The organism is Methylobacterium sp. C33D (assembly GCF_053345825.1).
The window spans coordinates 160,046-178,357 of sequence record NZ_JBKFAV010000009.1 but is presented as its reverse complement, the minus strand read 5'-3'; the positions used below and the strand labels follow the sequence as shown (position 1 = coordinate 178,357).

General features: G+C 73.8%; 18 protein-coding genes. 7 read left to right on the top strand and 11 right to left on the bottom strand.

Features of this window, described 5'->3' with window-relative positions; translation table 11 throughout:
• Nucleotides 1-412 precede the first annotated feature (412 nt).
• From ACLBXO_RS09550 to ACLBXO_RS09540, 3 genes are all read left to right on the top strand, one after another.
• Entirely contained in the window at nt 413-1,393 is a 981-nt protein-coding gene (locus ACLBXO_RS09550; RefSeq protein ID WP_331316229.1) for a hydroxyacid dehydrogenase, read from the top strand.
• A 301-nt stretch (nt 1,394-1,694) separates the two neighbouring features.
• The gene (locus ACLBXO_RS09545; RefSeq protein ID WP_331316228.1) at nt 1,695-4,040 is read left to right on the top strand and encodes an Orn/Lys/Arg family decarboxylase; all 2,346 of its coding nucleotides are present in this window, start codon (nt 1,695-1,697) and stop codon (nt 4,038-4,040) included.
• The gene (locus ACLBXO_RS09540) at nt 4,040-4,618 is read left to right on the top strand and encodes an N-acetyltransferase family protein (RefSeq protein ID WP_447685226.1); all 579 of its coding nucleotides are present in this window, start codon (nt 4,040-4,042) and stop codon (nt 4,616-4,618) included. Before ACLBXO_RS09545 ends, ACLBXO_RS09540 begins: the two co-directional genes overlap by 1 nt.
• A 163-nt stretch (nt 4,619-4,781) precedes the next feature.
• Here ACLBXO_RS09540 and ACLBXO_RS09535 read toward each other — a convergent pair whose 3' ends face one another.
• From ACLBXO_RS09535 to ACLBXO_RS09525, 3 genes are read right to left on the bottom strand one after another with little or no spacing between them, the layout of a single operon-like run.
• The gene (locus ACLBXO_RS09535; protein ID WP_331316225.1) at nt 4,782-5,354 is read right to left on the bottom strand and encodes a YceI family protein; all 573 of its coding nucleotides are present in this window, start codon (nt 5,352-5,354) and stop codon (nt 4,782-4,784) included.
• A complete protein-coding gene (locus ACLBXO_RS09530) occupies nt 5,351-5,956 on the bottom strand; it encodes a cytochrome b (RefSeq protein ID WP_447685225.1) in 606 nt (201 codons plus the stop codon). The genes ACLBXO_RS09535 and ACLBXO_RS09530 overlap by 4 nt, the downstream gene beginning before the upstream one ends.
• Nucleotides 5,957-5,972: 16 nt before the next feature.
• Entirely contained in the window at nt 5,973-6,593 is a 621-nt protein-coding gene (locus tag ACLBXO_RS09525) for a YceI family protein (protein ID WP_447685224.1), read from the bottom strand.
• A 101-nt stretch (nt 6,594-6,694) separates the two neighbouring features.
• Between ACLBXO_RS09525 and ACLBXO_RS09520 the strand changes: the two genes are divergently transcribed.
• The gene (locus ACLBXO_RS09520; RefSeq protein ID WP_447685223.1) at nt 6,695-7,651 is read left to right on the top strand and encodes a LysR family transcriptional regulator; all 957 of its coding nucleotides are present in this window, start codon (nt 6,695-6,697) and stop codon (nt 7,649-7,651) included.
• 177 nt (nt 7,652-7,828) lie between these two features.
• Nucleotides 7,829-8,191 (top strand): hypothetical protein, encoded by a 363-nt coding sequence (locus ACLBXO_RS09515; RefSeq protein ID WP_331316216.1) that lies wholly within the window; start codon nt 7,829-7,831, stop codon nt 8,189-8,191.
• 21 nt (nt 8,192-8,212) lie between these two features.
• On the opposite strand, the gene ACLBXO_RS09510 is transcribed toward ACLBXO_RS09515, so the two are convergent.
• From ACLBXO_RS09510 to ACLBXO_RS09500, 3 genes are all read right to left on the bottom strand, one after another.
• Complete coding sequence (locus tag ACLBXO_RS09510) at nt 8,213-8,761, bottom strand: hypothetical protein (protein WP_447685222.1); 549 nt, start codon at nt 8,759-8,761, stop codon at nt 8,213-8,215.
• Between the two features lie 367 nt (nt 8,762-9,128).
• The gene (locus ACLBXO_RS09505; RefSeq protein ID WP_447685221.1) at nt 9,129-9,335 is read right to left on the bottom strand and encodes a hypothetical protein; all 207 of its coding nucleotides are present in this window, start codon (nt 9,333-9,335) and stop codon (nt 9,129-9,131) included.
• A 267-nt stretch (nt 9,336-9,602) separates the two neighbouring features.
• Complete coding sequence (locus ACLBXO_RS09500; RefSeq protein ID WP_447685220.1) at nt 9,603-10,379, bottom strand: hypothetical protein; 777 nt, start codon at nt 10,377-10,379, stop codon at nt 9,603-9,605.
• A 154-nt stretch (nt 10,380-10,533) separates the two neighbouring features.
• On the opposite strand from ACLBXO_RS09500, the gene ACLBXO_RS09495 reads away from it, so the two are divergent.
• Complete coding sequence (locus ACLBXO_RS09495) at nt 10,534-10,785, top strand: hypothetical protein (protein ID WP_331316215.1); 252 nt, start codon at nt 10,534-10,536, stop codon at nt 10,783-10,785.
• A gap of 48 nt (nt 10,786-10,833) precedes the next feature.
• On the opposite strand, the gene ACLBXO_RS09490 is transcribed toward ACLBXO_RS09495, so the two are convergent.
• The 3 genes from ACLBXO_RS09490 to ACLBXO_RS09480 form a co-directional block, all read right to left on the bottom strand.
• Nucleotides 10,834-11,289, bottom strand: a complete 456-nt coding sequence (locus ACLBXO_RS09490) for an SRPBCC domain-containing protein (RefSeq protein ID WP_331316213.1) — start codon at nt 11,287-11,289, stop codon at nt 10,834-10,836.
• 139 nt (nt 11,290-11,428) lie between these two features.
• A complete protein-coding gene (locus ACLBXO_RS09485) occupies nt 11,429-11,722 on the bottom strand; it encodes a hypothetical protein (RefSeq protein ID WP_331316212.1) in 294 nt (97 codons plus the stop codon).
• 41 nt (nt 11,723-11,763) lie between these two features.
• Nucleotides 11,764-13,050, bottom strand: coding sequence for an allantoate amidohydrolase (locus tag ACLBXO_RS09480; RefSeq protein WP_447685219.1), 1,287 nt, complete (start codon nt 13,048-13,050; stop codon nt 11,764-11,766).
• A gap of 484 nt (nt 13,051-13,534) precedes the next feature.
• Here ACLBXO_RS09480 and ACLBXO_RS09475 point away from each other — a divergent pair, with 484 nt between their 5' ends.
• The gene (locus tag ACLBXO_RS09475; protein WP_447685218.1) at nt 13,535-14,101 is read left to right on the top strand and encodes a PAS domain-containing protein; all 567 of its coding nucleotides are present in this window, start codon (nt 13,535-13,537) and stop codon (nt 14,099-14,101) included.
• A gap of 13 nt (nt 14,102-14,114) precedes the next feature.
• Here ACLBXO_RS09475 and ACLBXO_RS09470 read toward each other — a convergent pair whose 3' ends face one another.
• Both ACLBXO_RS09470 and ACLBXO_RS09465 read right to left on the bottom strand, forming a co-directional pair.
• Nucleotides 14,115-14,549, bottom strand: coding sequence for a GlcG/HbpS family heme-binding protein (locus tag ACLBXO_RS09470; RefSeq protein ID WP_331303728.1), 435 nt, complete (start codon nt 14,547-14,549; stop codon nt 14,115-14,117).
• 137 nt (nt 14,550-14,686) lie between these two features.
• The gene (locus ACLBXO_RS09465; RefSeq protein ID WP_447685217.1) at nt 14,687-17,992 is read right to left on the bottom strand and encodes a DEAD/DEAH box helicase; all 3,306 of its coding nucleotides are present in this window, start codon (nt 17,990-17,992) and stop codon (nt 14,687-14,689) included.
• Nucleotides 17,993-18,312: the final 320 nt, after the last annotated feature.

Below are 18,312 nucleotides of genomic sequence, written 5' to 3'. Positions count from 1 at the left end.
CACGGAGCAAGGCAGCAAATATCTCTACATGTGTCAAAAATACATTTGGAGTAATTACAATTCTACTCGGATCAGGCCGGACGGATCTGCGCGATCGACATTGAGTACGCTCTATACTGACTTCCTTCGTCGAACGACATCTCCATCAGGGCTTCGACCATCATCGCACGGTCGAGTCGGCGCTTTCGCGGAAGGCCGGGCCGGATCTCGTCCGAGACGCGCGGCCGGGATCGTCGGGCCGGGCGGGGCGCGCGGGGCTCGACCCGGCCGCGATCGGGTGTGGATCGTGCGCGTCCGATCGGGTCGCCGCGGCGGGGACCGGGGCGCCCGGTTGCCAGGGTTGCCCACCCCGCCTAGACGGGCCCGGCGCGAATTTTGCCCGTCACCCCTCCTCTTGTGCAGAGGTTCCCCCGTGATCACCGGTCCGTGCCTCATCGTCCAGCCGATCCACGCGGCGGGCCTCGACCGGTTGCGCGCGGCCGGGCTGGAGCCCCGCCCGGCGAGCGGGACCGATCCCGGGACGCTGGCCCGCGAGGTTGCCGACTGCGTCGCCGTCGTCACCCGCAACACCGGCTTCCCGGCCCGCGCCATCGCGGCGGCGCCGGCCCTACGGGTGATCGGCGTGCACGGCACCGGCACCGACCACGTCGCCACCGCCGAGGCGACCGGGGCCGGGATCGTCGTGGTCAACACGCCCGGCGCCAACGCCGTCTCGGTGGCCGAGCAGACGCTGGCGCTGATCTTCGCCCTGGCCAAGGCCCTGCCGGAGGCCGACCGCTCGGTCCGGGCCGGCGACGACAGCTTCAAGTTCACCGCCCGGCTGGTCGAGCTCGCCGGCCTGACGCTGGGCCTCGTCGGCTTCGGGGCGATCGGGCAGGCGACCGCCCGGCTCGCCGGCGCCCTGGGCCTGCGGGTGCTGGCCTACGGCCCGAGCCGCCCGGACGCCGATTTCGCCAATGCCGGCGCCCTGCGGGCCGCCTCGGTCGACGCGCTCCTGGCGGAGTCCGACATCGTCTCCCTGCACGTGCCGCTGACCCCGGGCACCCGCGGCCTGATCGGCCGGGACCAGCTCGCCCGGATGAAGCGGGACGCCTTCCTGATCAACACCAGCCGCGGCGGCCTGATCGACGAGGCGGCCCTGGTGGAGGCGCTGGAGGCCGGCACGATCGCGGGCGCCGGGCTCGACGTCTTCGCCCAGGAGCCGCTGCCGGTCGACCACCCGCTGGCCCGCCAGCCCCGGGCGATCCTGACGCCCCATGTCGGCGGCTCCACCGGGGCGGCCCTGATCCGCACCGCCGAGACCGCCGCGGCCCGCGTGGTCGACGTCCTCGCCGGCCGGCGGCCGGGCGGGCTGGTCAACCCGGACGTCTGGGAGCGGCGGCGCGGGGTGTGATGGCCCCCCTCTCTCCCGTGCGGGAAGAGGGTTGGGGAGAGGGACGAGAGGCTTCGGGATCGGGCACCCGATCGACGCGATTCCAGGGGGAAGCCTCGTCCGGTGAGGTCTCACCCCTCACCCTGTCCCTCTCCCGCACGGGAGAGGGGACCCGCGGCCGATCCTGACGGCGCGGCCGTCGTGGCCGGCCCGGATCACGGTGTTTCGTCCGGACCGCGACCGCCCGCCGCGCGCCGTGTCATGCAATCGTCGCAGACGGGCCGGAAAGCCACCCGCTGCATCCGAGGCCAGAGAGGGCTCCATGGACTTCCACCGCCGCTTCACGGTCCTGATGTGCGCCCCGGCCTTCGACCCGGACGATCTCGAGGGCGCGCGCGTCAACCAGATCGTGGCGGCCGTGGAGCAGCGCGGCTTCGAGGTGGTGCGCGCCCGGCGCGTCGAGGACGCGGCCATCGCGGTCCAGACCGATGCCGCGGTCGGCTGCCTCGTGGTCGACTGGGGCAAGCGCGGCCTCGACGGCAAGGCCGCCGCCCTCATCGACATGATGCGCCGGCGCGGCCTGGAGATGCCGATCGTCATCATGGTGCGCCGCAAGCGGCTGGAGGACATCCCGGTCGAGCTCCTCGACTTCATCGACGGCTACATCTTCCTCGCGGAGGAGACGCCGGAATTCATCGCCCGCGGCCTCGTCAGCCGGGTCACGCAGTACGCCGAGACGCTCAAGACGCCGTTCTTCGGCGCGCTCGTCGACTACGCCGAGAAGGGCAACCAGCTCTGGACCTGCCCGGGCCACAACGGCGGCATCTTCTACAACCGCTCGCCGATCGGCCGGATCTTCGTGGAGCACCTCGGCGAGGCGATCTTCCGCGACGACCTCGACAATTCGGTCCTCGACCTCGGCGACCTCCTGACCCACGAGGGACCGGCGCTGAAGGCCCAGAAGGAGGCCGCCAAGATCTTCGGGGCGGAGAAGACCTACTTCGTCCTCAACGGCACCTCCGCCTCCAACAAGATCGTCCTGTCCTCCCTGGTGGCGGAGGACGACCTCGTCCTGTTCGACCGCAACAACCACAAGGCGGCCCACCACGGCGCCCTGTTCCTGGGCGGCGGCATCCCGATCTTCCTGGAGACCGACCGCAACGCCTACGGGCTGATCGGGCCGATCTTCCACGAGGCCCTGGACGAGACCCGGATCCGGGAGAAGATCCGCCGCAACCCGCTGGTGACCGACCCGGAGGCGTGGCGCCGGGAGCGGCCGTTCCGGGTCGCGGTGATCGAGCAGTGCACCTACGACGGCACGATCTACGACGCGCAAGCGATCCTGGAGAAGATCGGCCACCTCTGCGACTACATCCTGTTCGACGAGGCCTGGGCGGGCTTCATGAAGTTCCACCCGCTCTACGCGCGGCGCTTCGCCATGGGGCTGACCGGCCTCGACGAGACCTCGCCCGGCATCGTCGCCACGCAGTCGACCCACAAGCAGCTCGCGAGCTTCTCCCAGGCCTCGCAGATCCACACCCGGGACGGGCACATCCGCGGCCAGACCCGGCGGGTCGAGCACAAGCGGCTCAACGAGAGCTTCCTCGTCCACGCCTCGACCTCGCCCTTCTACCCCCTGTTCGCCTCCCTCGACGTCGGCGCCCAGATGATGAAGGGGCGCTCGGGCATGATCCTGTGGGACGACACGATCCGGCTCGGGATCGAGTGGCGCAAGAAGGTCCGGGCGATCCGGCGCGAGTTCGAGGAGAACGAGCGCGATCCCGCGCGGCGCTGGTTCTTCGACCCCTTCGTGCCGGACGTGACGGTGAACGCCGACGGCGCCGAGGTGCCGTGGGAGAGCGTGCCGACCGACGAGCTCGCCGCCACGCCGCGCCACTGGGAGCTGAAGCCGGGCGCGCGCTGGCACGGCTTCACCCACGTGGCGCCGGGCTACGCCATCACCGACCCGAACAAGCTCACCGTGCTGACCCCGGGCTTCGACCGGCACACGGGGGCCTACGCCCAGCACGGCGTGCCGGCGCCGATCGTGGCGCAATACCTGCGTGAGAACCGGATCGTCGCCGAGAAGAACGACCTGAACTCGCTGCTCTTCCTGCTGACCCCGGGGGTCGAATCCTCCAAGGCCGGCACGCTGATCTCGGGCCTCGTCGCCTTCAAGCGGCTCCACGACGACAACGTCCCGCTGGAGGAGGCCATGCCGGAATTCGTCAACCGCCGGCCGAACCGCTACCGGGGCGTGCGCCTGCGCGACCTCTGCGGCGAGTTCCACGCCTTTCACCGGGAGGCCGGCACCTCGACGCTCCAGCGGCGCCAGTTCGCCCCCGAGCACCTGCCCGAGATGGTGATGCCGCCCAAGAAGGCCGCCCAGATGCTGACCCGCAACAAGGTCGATTACGTGCCGATCGCCGAGGCCGAGGGGCGGATCGCCACCACGCTGATGCTGGTCTACCCGCCGGGCATCGGCACCGTGCTGCCGGGCGAGCGGCTCGACGAGCGGGCCAAGCCCATGCTCGACTATTTCAAGATGTTCGAGGCCTCCGCCAACCTGTTCCCGGGCTTCGAGGCCGAGATCCAGGGCGTCTACCGCGAGGTCGAGCCGGACGGGCGGATCCGTTTCCACACCTACGTCGTGCGCGAGGGGGCCTGATGGAGATCGAGGTCGAGACGCCCGGCCCGGTCCCGGCCCGGTCCTGCCCCGACATCGTCATCCGCCCGTCCTCGGACGCCGATGTCGAGGCCATGGTGGCGATCTACGAGCACCACATCAGCCGGGGCGTCAGCGACGTCGGCGTCGCCGAGGAGGACCGGCTGCTCCCCGACGACCTGAAGCGGCGGCGCAAGACCATGCGCAAGAAGCGCCTGCCGCACCTCGTGGCCGACCGGGACGGCGCGGTGGCGGGCTACGCCTACGCGGTGCCGTTCCGGAAGCGGCCGGCCTACCGCTACACCCTCAAGCACTCGATCTACGTGCATCCCGCCCACCTGCACGCGGGGATCGGCCGGCGGCTGCTGCCGGCCCTGATCGAGGCCTGCGCGGCGGGCGGCTACCGCCAGATGATCGGCTACATCGACGCCGAGAACGCGGCCTCCCTGCGGCTCCACGAGGCCTGCGGGTTCGAGCGGGTCGGCTACCTGCGGGCGGTGGGCTTCAAGTACGGCCACTGGTCGGACAGCGTCATGGTCCAGCGGGCGCTGGGCACCGGGTCGGAGGACCGGCCGGGGTAGCGGGCCGGGACCGGGCGGCCTCCGACGCCCGGCCGCCGTCCTCGCGAGCGTGGCGAAGCAATCCAGGAGCGCCACACGGACGGAGGGCGCGCTGCCCTGGGTCGCTTCGCTGCGCTCGCGATGACGGAGCGCGTGACGTCCGAAGGATCCGACCGGGCGGGGTTCAGTGGCCGGAGGCCGGCCGCGCCGCCGCGACGAGGTCGACCTCGACGCCGACGTCGAGCGCCACCCACTGGCCCGAGGCCCAGGCCCCCTGCCCGACGCCGAACTCGGTGCGGACGAGGCCGACGCGCCCCGCGGCGTGCGCCGTGCCGCCCTCGACGGTCAGGTGGAACGGCAGCGTCACCGGCCGGCTCGTGCCGCGGATCGTCAGCGTGCCGACGGCCGCGTAGTCGCCCTGCCCCTTGTCGACGAAGCGGGTCGCCTCGAAGCGCGCCTCGCTTCCCGCCTTGACGTCGAACCAGTCCTTCTGCGGCAGGGCCTCGTCGCGCTGGACGTCCCCGGTCCGCGCGCTCGCGAGGTCGACCAGCACGAGCGCGTGCCCCGCCTCGGGCTTGGCGGGGTCGAAATCGATGTCGGCCCTGAACCGCTCGAACCGTCCGGTGAAGGGCACGCCGACCTGCACACCCGAGAACCGGATCGCGCTCCTGGCGGGATCCACCGCCCACTCGGCGGCGGCGGCCGGCAGGGCGACGGCCTGCAGCGCCGCGAGCAGGCAGAGGTGACGCGCGTTCATCGGGTCGGCTCCACGGTGGCGGCGGTCGAGGCCGGGCGTCCCGGCAGCATGCGGCGCAGCACGTCGTCGTGCAGGAGGAGGTGGTGGCGCAGGGCCGCCGCCACGTGGACGGCGAGCAGCGTCGCCAGGAACCACGCCCCCAGGGCGTGGACCCGCTTCAGGATCCCCTCGGCGGCGGCGGGGTCGGGAACGAGGCCCGCGAGCGGCAGGTGCGGCCAGGGCACGATCCCGTAGAGCACTGTCGGGATGTTGAACGGCGACAGCGAGACCACGGCCCAGCCGGTCAGCGGCAGCCCGACGAGGAGCAGGTACAGCAGGTGATGGGCCGCCGCAGCCGCCCGACGCTCCCGCGCCGGCATCCCGGCCGGGTGCGGCGGCGGCCGGTGGGTCAGGCGCCAGAGGACCCGCAGGGCCGTCAGCGCCAGCACGGTGATCCCCACCGACTTGTGCCACTGGTAGAGCTGGAACTGGCGCAGCGGCGCCAGGGCCGCGTGCGTCATGGTCAGGCCGAGGCCGATCAGGACGAGCACGCCCAGCGCGCTCGCCCAGTGCAGCAGGATCGCCACGGCGGAGTACCGCCGCGCGGAAACCCCTCGCGCCATGGCGGATCCTCCCGGGTCAGTCCTGCTTCTCGAAGGCGCCCGCGATGGTGAGGTGCAGCTCGTCGCCGATCAGCGGCACGTAGGTCTTCACCCCGAACTCGGACCGCTTGAGCGTGCCGGTAGCCTCGAAGCCGACCGTGTACTTCTTGCTCAGCGGGTTCACGCCGGCGCCGACCAGGGTCACGTCGAGGGTCACCGGCTTGGTCACGCCGTGGAGCGTCAGGTCGCCCGTCACCTTCGCGTGGTCCTTGCCGGCCGGCGCGACCTTGGTGGACACGAAGGTCATGTCGGGGAACTTGGCGGCGTCGAGCCACTGGTCGCCCTTGAGCTCGTCGGTGAGCTTGGCGCTGGTGGTCGTCACCGAGGCGACCGGGATCTTCACCGAGAGCTTGGCGGCGGCCGGGTTCTTCGGCTGCAGCTCCAGCGTGCCGGACACGTCCGAGAAGCCGCCGGCGTAGTTCGAGAAGCCCATGTGGGAGACGCGCCAGCCGACCTGGGTGTGGCCGGGATCGACCGCGTAGGTGCCGGCCTGGATCTGCGCCGGATCGCGGGTCGGCGGGGTCTGGGCCAGCGCGGGGGCGGCGACCGGGGCGGCGACCAGCAGGGCCAGAAGGCCGGAGGCGAGAATCGACTTCAAGGGTGTCTCCTGCAGAGCAGACGGCCGAGCGCGATTCGCTGCGCCGCAGCCGCCGTGTAGACCCGTTCACGGCACCGGTTGAGCCTGCTATCCGGAACCCCATGGTTGCGAGAACGGAAACCTTCGGGGGCGGGCTCGACGATGTGCGGGCCTTCTGCGCCGTCGTGGATCGCGGCACGGTGACGGCCGCCGCCGCGGCGCTGCAGGAGACCAAGGGCAGCGTCAGCCGGCGGATCTCCCGCCTGGAGCGGGCGCTGGGCGTCCGGCTGATGGCCCGCACCTCCCGGGCGGTCTCGCCGACCGCCGAGGGCCTCGCCTTCTACGCCAAGGCCCAGGAGAGCCTGACGCTCCTCGACGAGGCGGCCGAGACCGCCCGGGACGCCCGCACGGTGCCGGCCGGCCACCTGCGGATCACGACCTCGATCGATTTCGGGATCGAGGTGATGCCCGAGATCGTCGCGAGCTTCCGGGCCGCCTACCCGCAGATCACCGTGGAGATGCTCAACACCGACGCGCGCCTCGATCTCGCGGCCAACCGGATCGACCTCGCCCTGCGGCTGGGCGGGGCGGAGGAGACCGGCTACCGCGCGATGGTCCTCGCGACCCTGGCGCTCGCGCTCTACGCCGCCCCCGCCTATCTGGAGCGCCGCCCGGCCCCGGCGGAGCTCGCCGATCTGCGCGACCACGACCTGATCCTCGCGCGGGAACGGATCGGCACGGCCGGGCTGACCCTCTCGGACGGGCAGGGCCGCACGGAGCCGCTGTCCGTGAGCCCGGCGATCCGGGTCAGCGACTTCGCGACCGCGCTCCGGCTGACCCTGGCGGGCGCCGGGATCGGCCATCTCCCGAGCCTCGTGGCCGCCCGGGCCGTGGAGGAGGGGCAGATCGTGCGCGTGCTCAGCCCCTGGGCGACGCGCAGCAGCCGGCTCCGCGCCGTCACCCTGGCGGGGCGCGAGCTGCCGGCCCGCGTCCAGGTCTTCCGCGAGCATGTCCGGACCGTGCTGGCCTCGCGGGGCTGCCCCCGTGAAGTCGCGGAACTCGACGGCGAATACAGATAAATAGATTTGTTTGTCTGTATATGTGCTCTACAGACGTCTATATCGATAAATTTTTACGGGATATCGTAGCGTCCGGTTGAGGCGCGGCGCGCATGCTGCGCCGCAGCGGCAAAATCGGCCGCCCGGTCGGCGCCCCACGGGGTCCGGCCCGCAGCGTGTCACGTCTGGATATCGGTCATGTCCCTCCGCAGCCGGTGCCTGCGCGCCGTCGTGTTCGCCGGGATCCTGGCGCTGGTCGGGATGGGCATCAGCCTCGGGACGGCCCGGGCCTCGCTGCCGGCCACGACCCGGATCGTGCTGCAGAAGGGGGGCCGGTACATGCCGACCGACCTGTACCTGCGCCGCGGCGACACCGTCGCCCTGCGCAACGGCGACGCGCGCCTGACCCACCACGCCTTCATCGAGGCGGAGCGGTTCTCGTTCGATGCCGGCACTCAGGAGCCCGGCGCCGAGACGCGCCTGACCCTGGCCGAACCGGGGGATTTCGTCATCCAGTGCGGCATTCACCCGAAGATGAAGCTCACACTCCACGTCGAGTAGGGCTCCGGCCCCGCGATCGCCTCAGCCGTCGCGGCCGAAGCCGAGACCGCGGATGATGTCGCCGATCGGATCGATCTTCTGCGACGGGGCGGCCGCGGGCGCGGGCTGCGGCGCCGCGGCGGTGGCGGTGGCGGTGGTCGGCCGGTCGGATTCGGCGGTGCGGACCACGGCGGCGTGGCGGAGGCGGGCCGCCCGGTGGACGCCGCGCTCGGTCCCCTTCGCGCGGTGCGCCGCTATCCTGCGCGGCGGCTCGGCCGGGCGCGCCATCTCGGCGGGGAGCGCTGCGGCCGGCATCGCGGCGGCCGGGACGGCCGCCGCCACCCGCGGCGCCGGGACGGCCGCCAGCGCGCCGGTGGTCTCCGGCGCGGCCGGCTTGGCCGGCGGGTCGACCCAGGCGCTCGGCATGCGCGGTGCGGCGACCGGCTTCGCGACCGGTGCCGCGTCCGTCACGGCCGGACGGGCCGGGCGCGTCTGCACCTCGTAATTGCCCGGATGCAGAATATGCGCGGCTGCCACCAGCCCGAATACGGCAACGGCAGCGGTACCGAGGGTGGAGCGATAGTGTTCCATGGCGGAAAAACGTACCGCCAAGCTCCGAGTTCCGCGTGGTCGAAACGTCCTGGGAGCCGCCGCGGGGTGAGGCGGCCGGCGGAAACAAAAAAGGCCACTCCCGAAGGAGCGGCCCGAAGTCTAGGGAGGAAACGCCCAAGAAGGGCAGCGGGATCGCGACGCCATCGCCATCCCGCAGTGCAAAGATAGGATACCGCATTGCGGCATGCAATGGATCGGGGAGCGCAGAGGTATGCATATGTGCCCCGGCGAGGCCGCAGAACCATGCGCATCCTGCATGGCACTGCGCGGAGCCGCGAGCGCGAAGGCCGCTCAGCCCCGGCGCGCTGCGGGCGGGTCTGAAACGCGGCGCGCGCGGGCGGCGGATCTAGGCACCGCCGGACCGGCCGTCCTGGCCGATCAGGCGCTCGACCTCGGCTTCCGCGACGGCGCGCGCCGCGTGCTCGGAGATGTGCGGGCGGTACGATCCCCGGACCAGCTTGCCGCGGTCGCGGATCGCCCAGGTGAAGCGGCCCGGGTCATGCCGGCTCGGCCTGACCTCGACCGTGTAGAGATGCCCGCCCGTCGCACCCATGCCGGGAATGTGCGGAAGCCTCCCGCGTCGCGACAGGGGGTGCGACCGTGGGCGGCAGCCGCGGCCGCCGGAGCCTCTCCCCCGCCGCGCCGCGCCGGGCTCCGGACCGGGGCCGGCTCTCCGATCCGGGCTTCCCGCCCTCAGGGGCCGAGGGGCAGCGCAGGCCCCGCGGGACGAGGGGCCTGGGCCGGAACGCCGTGGCGGCCGCGTCGTCGGTCCCGCCCCTCGCGATCCTGCCACCCGGTCGCGCCATGCGCGGGAATCGCCCTAGCGCGCCGGCCGCCGCCGACCCGGGGCCGGTCCGCGCGGTCCCGACCCGCCGGCCGTCCGGGCGTCGGCCCCGCTCCGGACCGGGCCCTCGGCCGGGCCCTCGGTCCGTGTCCCGAGCCAGACCACGTGCTTCGGGCCGCTGCCCCGGCCGCTCGCGTGGACGCGCTGCTCGTCGACCGCGAAGCCGGAGCGCTGCAGCCGGCTCTTGAACTTCCGGTCCGGGGCGCCCGACCAGACGCCCAGGATGCCGCCCGGCCGCAGGGCCCAGCGGGCGCGCTTCAGGCCCCAAGTGTCGTAGAGCCGGTCGTTCGCCTCGCGCATCAGCCCCTCCGGACCGTTGTCGACGTCGAGCAGGATCGCGTCGTAGCGCCCCGGGCCGGCCTGGATCAGGCGGTTGACGTCGGCCTCCTGCAGGTCGACCCGCGGATCGTCGAGGCAGCCGGCGAAGACGTGGGCCAGCGGCCCCCGGGCCCAGGCGACCACGGCGGGCACCAGCTCGGCCACCACCACCTGCGCCTCCGGCCCGAGGCCCTCGAGCGCCGCCCGCAGGGTGAAGCCCATGCCGAGGCCGCCGATCAGCATCCGGGCCCGGGGCCGGTCCCGGAGCCGCGCGCAGGTCATCGCGGCGAGCGCCACCTCCGAGCCGCTGCGCCGGTTGTTCATCAGCTCGATCGTGTCGGCCATGATGGCGAACTCGTCGCCGCGCCGCATCAGGCGCAGGTCGGTGCCGCCGCCGGGCACGGATCCGGTATCGAGGTGAACCCAGGGTATCACGCGCGCGTCCTCGTTTGCCGGCGCCCGGTCGTGCGGGCGGCGGAGGGATCGCGGCGGGAGCGGGGCGGCGCGCGGGCCCGGCAGTGCGCGCCGCGCAACCCCCCGCCCGGCACCGCGCCTTGCCGCGACCGATTCCGGCGGCGTATCAGCACCTATGGCCAAGCGCATCAAGTCGAGACCGCAGGAGCGGGGCTCCGTCCTGTTCGATATCGTCTTCACGGACGGGTCCCGGGCCTCGAACCGGCGCGTCCCGGCCGAGATCCTCGGCGGCCTCGACGGCGACGAGCCCGCCCGTCAGCTCATCGCCGAGCAGGAGGGCGAGATCGCCCGCAAGGCCGGGCGGCCCGAACGCGCGATCGAGAGCCTGACCCGCTCGCCGATCGTCAGGCCCAAGCCGGTCGCCTGACCGGGCGGACCGGAGCGATCGCGGGCGGCCGACAGCGACCGGGCGCGGTCAGGCGCTCTCGGCCAGCCGGCGCGCGACCTCCTCGCGCAGGGCCTCGTTCATCGCGGCGAACCGGGCCTGCATGCGGGTCCGCAGCCACGGGAACAGGCCGGGGGCGAGCAGGCCCGCGACGGTCTCGGCCTGGACGAGGCGGACCCCGTCGGCGGTCTCGGTGATCCGGACCTCGTGCTCGCCGATGAGCAGGGGCGGCATCGGGATGCCGCCGCGCCACGTGAGCCGCCGGCCGGGCTCCCAGCAGGTCACCGTCACCTCGCGCGCCCGGTAGGCGCGGCCGTTCAGGGTCCGCTCCAGGCGCCAGCGCGCGCCCTCGCGCAGGCGGCCCTCCGCCTTGCGGATGTACGGGTTCCACGCCGGGTAGGAATCCAGATCCGTCAGCACCGACCAGACCAGTCCGGCCCGCGCGGGGATCGCGATCTCCGTGCTGCTGATCCGAGCGCCCGTCATCCGTCCCTCCCGGCGGTCCGGCGACCGTTCGCGCCGGCCGCTCCCGCTCTCCGAGAACGCGCACCGCCCACCCTGCGGTTCAGACCGCGGTTCGGGCCGCAGTTCTGCCGGCGGTTCAGCCGCCGCGCCGGGGCGCGGCTCAGTCCGCGCCCTCGACCACCTCCAGCGCCCGCAGGATGGCGAAGCCGATCCGCTCGGCCTCGGCCTCCGCGTCGGCGGGGACCAGCGCCACGGTCTCGACTCCCGGCTCGTCCTCGGGCCCGACCACGATCCGGATGACGTCGCCCTCGGCCGCCGACGGGTCGTGGATCAGGCCGACCCGGTGGCCGGCCCCCGTGCCGAACACGCGCAGGGGCGCCTGGCCCGGATCGGGCTCCGGCGCCGGATTGCGGGGGACGCCGAAGGCGGGGCGGATGACGTTGTCGTCGGACATGCGGGAACCCAGACTCCGTTCGTGCGCGGTCGGCGCCGCGCTCAGGCCGGCCCGGTCCGGGCGCCGGCGAGGCCCGCCGTCGCCAGCACCGCGTCGGCGAGAACCTCCAGTCCGGCCCCGGCCCAGGCCGGCGTGATGCTCTCGGCCTCGTTGTGGCTGATCCCGCCGTGGCAGGGGCAGAACACCAGGGCCGCCGGCACCGCGCGGGCGCAGTAGACGGCGTCGTGGTAGATCGCGGTCGGCATCCGCGTCCAGGCATGGCCCCGCGCCTCGGCCGCCGCCTGGACGCGGTCCACCAGGACCGGGTCGAACGGCGTCGGCGGCGCCCGCCAGAACTCCGCGACCTGGATGGCGACGCCGCGCGCCGCCGCCAGGGCGTCGGCCCGGGCCCGGATCTGCGCCCTCATCGCCTCCAGCTGCGCGGTGTCGCCGTGGCGGGTGTCGAGGCTGAACCAGACCCGGCCGGGCGTGATGTTGCGGCTCGCCGGCTCCGCCCGCAGCACCCCGACGGTGGCGCGGCCGCGCTCCCCGCCCGCGCCGACCGCCGCCTCCGCGATGCCCTCGAGCGACGCGATCAGCGCCGCCGCGGCCATCATGGCGTCGCGCCGGCCCGCCATGGGGCTGCCGGCATGGGCCTCCTCGCCCAGCACCGTGATCTCGTACCAGATCTGGGCGAGGGCCCGGTCGACCACCCCGATGGTGAGGCCGGCCTCCTCCAGGCGCTTGCCCTGCTCGATGTGGAGCTCGAAATAGGCGCCGATCTCCCGCAGGGCGGCCGGGTCCGCCGCGCCCTGCCAGCCGATGCGCCGCAGCTCGTCGCCGAAGGCGTGGCCCGCGAGGTCCCGGGTGGCCAGGATGTCGGCCTCCGGGACGATGCCCATGGCGACGCCGCTGCCGCTCATCGGCGGCGCGAAGCGCGCGCCCTCCTCGTTGCACCAGTTGATCAGCAGGAGCGGCGCCTCGGTCTCGATCCCGGCCTCGTGCAGGGCGCGCATGATCTCCAGCCCGGCGAGGACACCGAGGGGGCCGTCGAACTTGCCCCCCGTGGGCTGGGTGTCGAGGTGGCTGCCGATGGCGACCGGCTTCCGGCCCGGATCGCGCCCGGGCCGGTGGAACACCATGGTGCCGACCCGGTCCACGGTGAGCGTCAGCCCCGCCGCCTCGCCCCAGCGCCGGAACAGGGCGCGCCCCTCGGCGTCGCGGTCGGTCAGGGCCTGCCGGTCGTTGCCGCCGTTGGGCAGCGCGCCGATCCGGGCGAGGTCCATCAGGCTGGCCCAGAGCCGGTCCTGCGAGAGCGGGAGGTTGGTGCGGTCCATCGTGCGATCCATCCTGCGCCCCATCCGGCGGCCCACGGCGCCTCTGCTGCGGGCCTCTCCGGCCGAATGCCTACCGGAAGATGCAGGTTACGGCGCAGCGACGACCCGCACCAGGGCAGGCCCGGCGCGGATCCCGTGTCGGTCGAAGGCTGGCGGCGCAGGCGCCCCTCGGCGCGCGCCAATCCCCGGGCCGAAGTGCGGATTTCTGCCGGATTGCGGCGTCTACCGATCATTTGTGATCGAACTGTCCCGCCGCAGCGCTGTGAATCCGACCTTTGTGCCGGGCCGGGACGGCCGAGGATTGTCGAGTACGGGATTGTCCGGAGTCGAAGTCTCGATCATCCGCAATGCAACCCGGTGGCGGGAGGCCGCGGCGGCGTGTCAGAAGCCATTCGCGCATCCGATACTGGACTTCGGGCTCGCGGACAGCATGTGTTGCGGGTCAGTCTGTCCGCCATTGTACAATCGTCGATTGTAGCCAGTTCGGAGGGGTTTCATGGTGCTGGCTTCCACGGCCGCCTCTGCCCTGCAGGCGGCCGGATTCGTCGGGATCTGGGATACGGACGTTCGGGCTGGCCGGTCCGTGCTGGATACGGGCGCGGCGTCGCTGATGGCGGGGGATCCGGGGCTCGCCGGGACGCCGCTGCCGCTGGACGCCGCCCTCGGCCGCATCCACCCTGCGGACCGGGACTGGGTGTTCGGCCGGATCCGCCACGTCCGCCAGACCGGCGGCCCGGTCTCGCTGAAGTTTCGCGTCGTGACCGGGACGGGCGAGACCCGCTGGATCCTCAACCGCGGCTGCCTGACGGCCGATCCGGACGGCCTGCTGCACGGGCGCGGCGCCTATATCGACGTCACGGACCTCCACCGGCACGGGATCCAGACCGGGGTGATGGAGGGGGAAGTGGGCGGCGCGGCGGGTGGCGCTGACCTGAACGCCGCGGCCGATCACGGCATCCAGATCCACGCCGCGCTGGAGCGCCACGGCGATCCCTTCCTGCGCTCGGTCTCGGGGATGCTGCTCCTGGGGATCGGCCGCGCGCTGGCGCGGCGCGACCCCTGAGAGGCCCGGCGGCTCAGGTCCGCCAGGGATGGGCCGGCAGCTCGGTCCGGCCGATGGCCTTGGCGCCGGCCTCCGCGACGGCGTGGTCGTTCTCCACCGTCGAACCGCTGACCCCGATGGCGCCCGACATGACGCCGTCGGCGTCGACGATCGGGATCCCGCCCGGGAAGGTGATCAGCCCGTCATTCGAGTGCTCGATCCCGTAGAGCGGTCCGCCCGGCTGGGACAGCTGGCCGATCTGGCCGGTCATCATGCCGAAGAACACCGAGGTCTTGGCCTTCTTGTGGGCGATGTCGATCGACCCGACCCAGGCATCGTCCATGCGGTGGAACGCCTTGAGGTTCCCGCCGGAATCGACCACCGCGATGCACATCTGGGTGCCGAGCTCCACGGCCTTCGCCCGGGCGGCCGCGATCGCCTTCTCGGCCTGCTCGATCGTCACGTGCATGGGACCCTCCCGTTCGCGTTGTTGGCGCGACAGCCTGTGACGGTTTGAAGCGGCCGATGCAAGATCAACCGCAGGTCGGCGGCGGGCGGCCCGGGCCGCCAGTCCGCGCCTCTGGTCCGCGCTTCTGGTCCGCGCTGTCAGCCCGCGCGCTCCCGGGCGGCGCGGATCCGCTCCAGGAGATCGGTCGCGAGCGCCGCGCAGGCGGCGGAATCCGGGCAGGGCCGCTTCCACACCACCCGCCCGTCGCGCAGCACGATCCCGGCCTCGGCGGCGATCGCGGTCAGCGGCCGGTCGGGCCGCAGGTCGGCGGCGACGCCCTGCGGGCCGCCCCGGAGCCGGGCGACGCCCAGCGCGCAGCAGGAGGCGCGCAGCCGCGCGAGGTCGAACAGGGCGAGCACCGGCGCGGGGGCCGCGCCGAACCGGTCCTCGACCTCGCCGGCGAGCGCCTCGATCGCCTCGGCCTCCTGCAGGCGCAGCAGGCGCGTGTAGAGGCTAAGGCGGATCTCGGGCTCGGGGACGTAGTCCGCGGGGATCCGGCTCGGCAGGCCGAGCTCGATCGCCGGGCTCCAATCCTCGGCGCGCTCGCCCTTGGCGGCGGTGAGCGCCAGCTGCAGCAGGTGCTGGTAGAGGCCGAGCCCGACGAGCTTGGCGTGCCCCGCCTGATCCTCGCCGACGAGGTCGCCGGCGCCGCGCAGGTCGAGGTCCCGGGCGCTGACCGCGAAGCCGGCGCCGAGGCGGTCGAGGGCCTCCAGGGCGCGCAGGCGCTGGAGCGCCGCCGCCGGCGGCGGCGCGGCCGGGTCGCTGAGCAGGTGGACGGTGCCGCGGCGCTGGCCGCGGCCGACGCGGCCCCGAAGCTGGTGGAGCTGGGCCAGCCCGAACCGGGCGGCCTCCCAGACCAGCATGGTGTTGGCCCGCGGCACGTCGAGGCCGCTCTCCACGATGGCGGTGGCGAGCAGGACGTCGCCGTCGCCCTCCGCGAACCGGACCATGACCTCGTCCATGGCGGACGGCTTGAGGTCCCCGTGCGCCACCAGGATGTCGAGGCCGGGCACGAGGGCGCGCAGGCGCTCGGCCATGGGGCCGATGTCCTCGATCCGCGGGCAGACCACGAAGCTCTGGCCGCCCCGGCGGTGCTCGCGGACGAGGGCCTCGCGGACCGCCTCGGCGTCGAAGGGCGCCACCACGGTCCGGACCGGCTGGCGCAGGGCCGGCGGCGTGGCCAGCACGCTGAGGCTCTGGAGGCCGACGAGCGCGGCCTGGAGGGTGCGGGGGATCGGCGTCGCGGTGAGCGTCAGCACGTGGCCGCCATCCGCGAGGCGGCGCAGGTCGGCCTTCATCTTGGCGCCGAAGCGCTGCTCCTCGTCGATCACGGTCAGGCCGAGATCCGCGAACGCCACCCCGCTGCCGGCGAGCGCGTGGGTGCCGACCACCAGCCGGATCGTGCCGTCGGCGAGCCCCGCCTTGACGCGCTTGGCCTCGGCCGGCGCCACGAGGCGCGAGAGCTGCGCCACCTCGACGCCGAACCGGCCGAAGCGGCGGCGCAGGGTCTCGGCGTGCTGGCGCGCCAGCACGGTGGTCGGGGCGATCAGCGCCGCCTGCCTGCCGGAGAAGATCGCGGCCGCGAGCGCCCGGAGCGCCACCTCGGTCTTGCCGAAGCCGACATCGCCGCAGACCAGCCGGTCCATCGGCCGGCCGGAGGCGAGGTCGGCCATCAGCGCGTCGACCGCCGCCGCCTGGTCGGGCGTCGGGGCGAAGCCGAAGCCCGCGGCGAACCGCTCCATCTCCCGGGCCGGCGGCGCCAGGACCGGCGCCTCGGTCTGCCGGCGGGCCCGGGCGGCCTCCAGCATCAGGCGGGCGGTCCGCGCCATGGTGGCCTCGGCCTCCAGGCGGCGCCGGGGCCACGTGCCGCCGTCGAGCTTGTCGAGGGTGACGGCGTCGGGCTCCGACCCGTAGCGCCAGATCCGGTCGGCCTGCGTGACCGGGACCATCAGGACCGCGTCGCCGGAAAAGCGCAGGCGCAGGGCCTCGGAGGGCTCCCCGCCCTGGGCAGCACCTTGCGCGGAGACGGGCTCCAGCCCCTCGAACACGCACAGGCCGTGGTCCCGGTCGACCGCCACGTCACCGGGGCGCAGGTCGACCTCGCCCATCGGCAGGATCGCCCGGGCGCCGCCCGCGACGGCGGCCTCCGGACCGAACAGGTCGGCGGCGGCGATCACGGTGGCGCCCTGCTCGGGCACCCGGAAGCCGGCCGCCAGCGGGGCCTCCAGGGCGAGCACGTCGCCGGGCGCGGCCCCGGCGACGTCGGCCCAGGCGTCGATCAGCCGGATCGGGCGCTCGGCGATCTTGCCCGCCTGGCGCACGAGGCGCCGGAGCGGCCGGACCGAGCCGGCGAGCACGACGACGTCGCCGGCCATCAGCCGCGCGCGCAGGACCTTGGCGAAGGCCGTGCCGGGCCGGCGCTCCCCGGCGAAGCACGGCATGGCGCGGGGTTCCCCGGCCGCCTCGGTGGCGGTGAGCCGGCCGCGATCCGCCACGACGGCGCGCCACGCCTCCGGCGTCAGGTAGAGGCCGGCGCCGGGCCCCGCCGGCGCGTCGCGGGTCTTCAGCCGGCCCCGCGCCTCGTCCATCTGCTCGAAGAACGCGTCGATCCGGGCCTGCGTGCCGTCCTCGACCGCGAGGCGCGCCTCGGGCACGTAGTCGAGGAGCGTGACGAGGCGCGGGTAGTAGCGGTCCAGGCGGTGCTCCTGGCCGGTGAACGGCTCGAAGCTCTGGCCGGAGCCGGGCTCCAGGATGATCTCGGTCGCCGGGTCGATGACGAGGTCGTCGGCCTCCGCCAGGGAGCGCTGCGAGATCGGGTCGTAGGAGCGGATCGCGGTGACGCGCCCCCCCGCGTGCTCGATCCGGCAGGGCCGCGGCGCGGCGGCGGGGAACACCTCCACGGTGCGCCCGCGGACGGCGATCTCGCCGGGCTCGTCGACCCGCTCGTCGAGGATGTAGCCGAGGCGCTTGAGGTCGGCGGTCACGGCCGCGACGTCGAGGGGGTCGCCGACCCGCAGGGTCACGCGGGCCGAGGCCCAGGTCTCCGGCGGCGGCACCCGCTGCACGAGGGCGGGGGCGGTCGTCAGCACGAAGTCCGGCAGCGCGGCGCGGTCGGTCAGCCAGCGCATCACGGCGGCCCGGGCGCCCATCGTCGCCCGCGACGGCGAGGCGTGGTCGAAGGGCAGGCAGTCCCACTCGGGATAGACCGCGACCCGCGCGTCGGGATCGAGCGCCCGCAGGGTCGCGGCGAGCTCCTCGAGGCGGCGGGCGTCCCGGGCCACGTGCACCACCGGACCGTGCCCCTCGGCGAAGGCCAGGAGCGCCACCGCCAGGGCGCCGGTCGGCATCAGCGGCGCGTCCTCCAGCCCCTGCCGGGCGACCGCCTTCGTCCTGCGCTTGGCCATGCCTGATCCGAACCCATCCCTCGTGAGCCGGCAACGCCGCACCCGCCCGCGGGCTCCCGACCGCGGCGATCCGATCCACAGGGGCCGCTCGACAGGGGCCGCGCGACAGGGACCGCGCGACAGGGACCGTGCGGCGCCCGCCGGACCGCGTCGCGCGGCCGCGACGGGCGCCGCAGGAAGAGATCCCGTCGGGCCCCCGTCGCTCGGTCGGCCGCACCAGCAAGTCTTGGACGGTGAGCGTGTAGCCGCACCGCCGGGAACAATCCGGCGCGACTGTCGAGTATTGAACCATCGCGGAATGCTTGCGCTGGTCGCGCCGA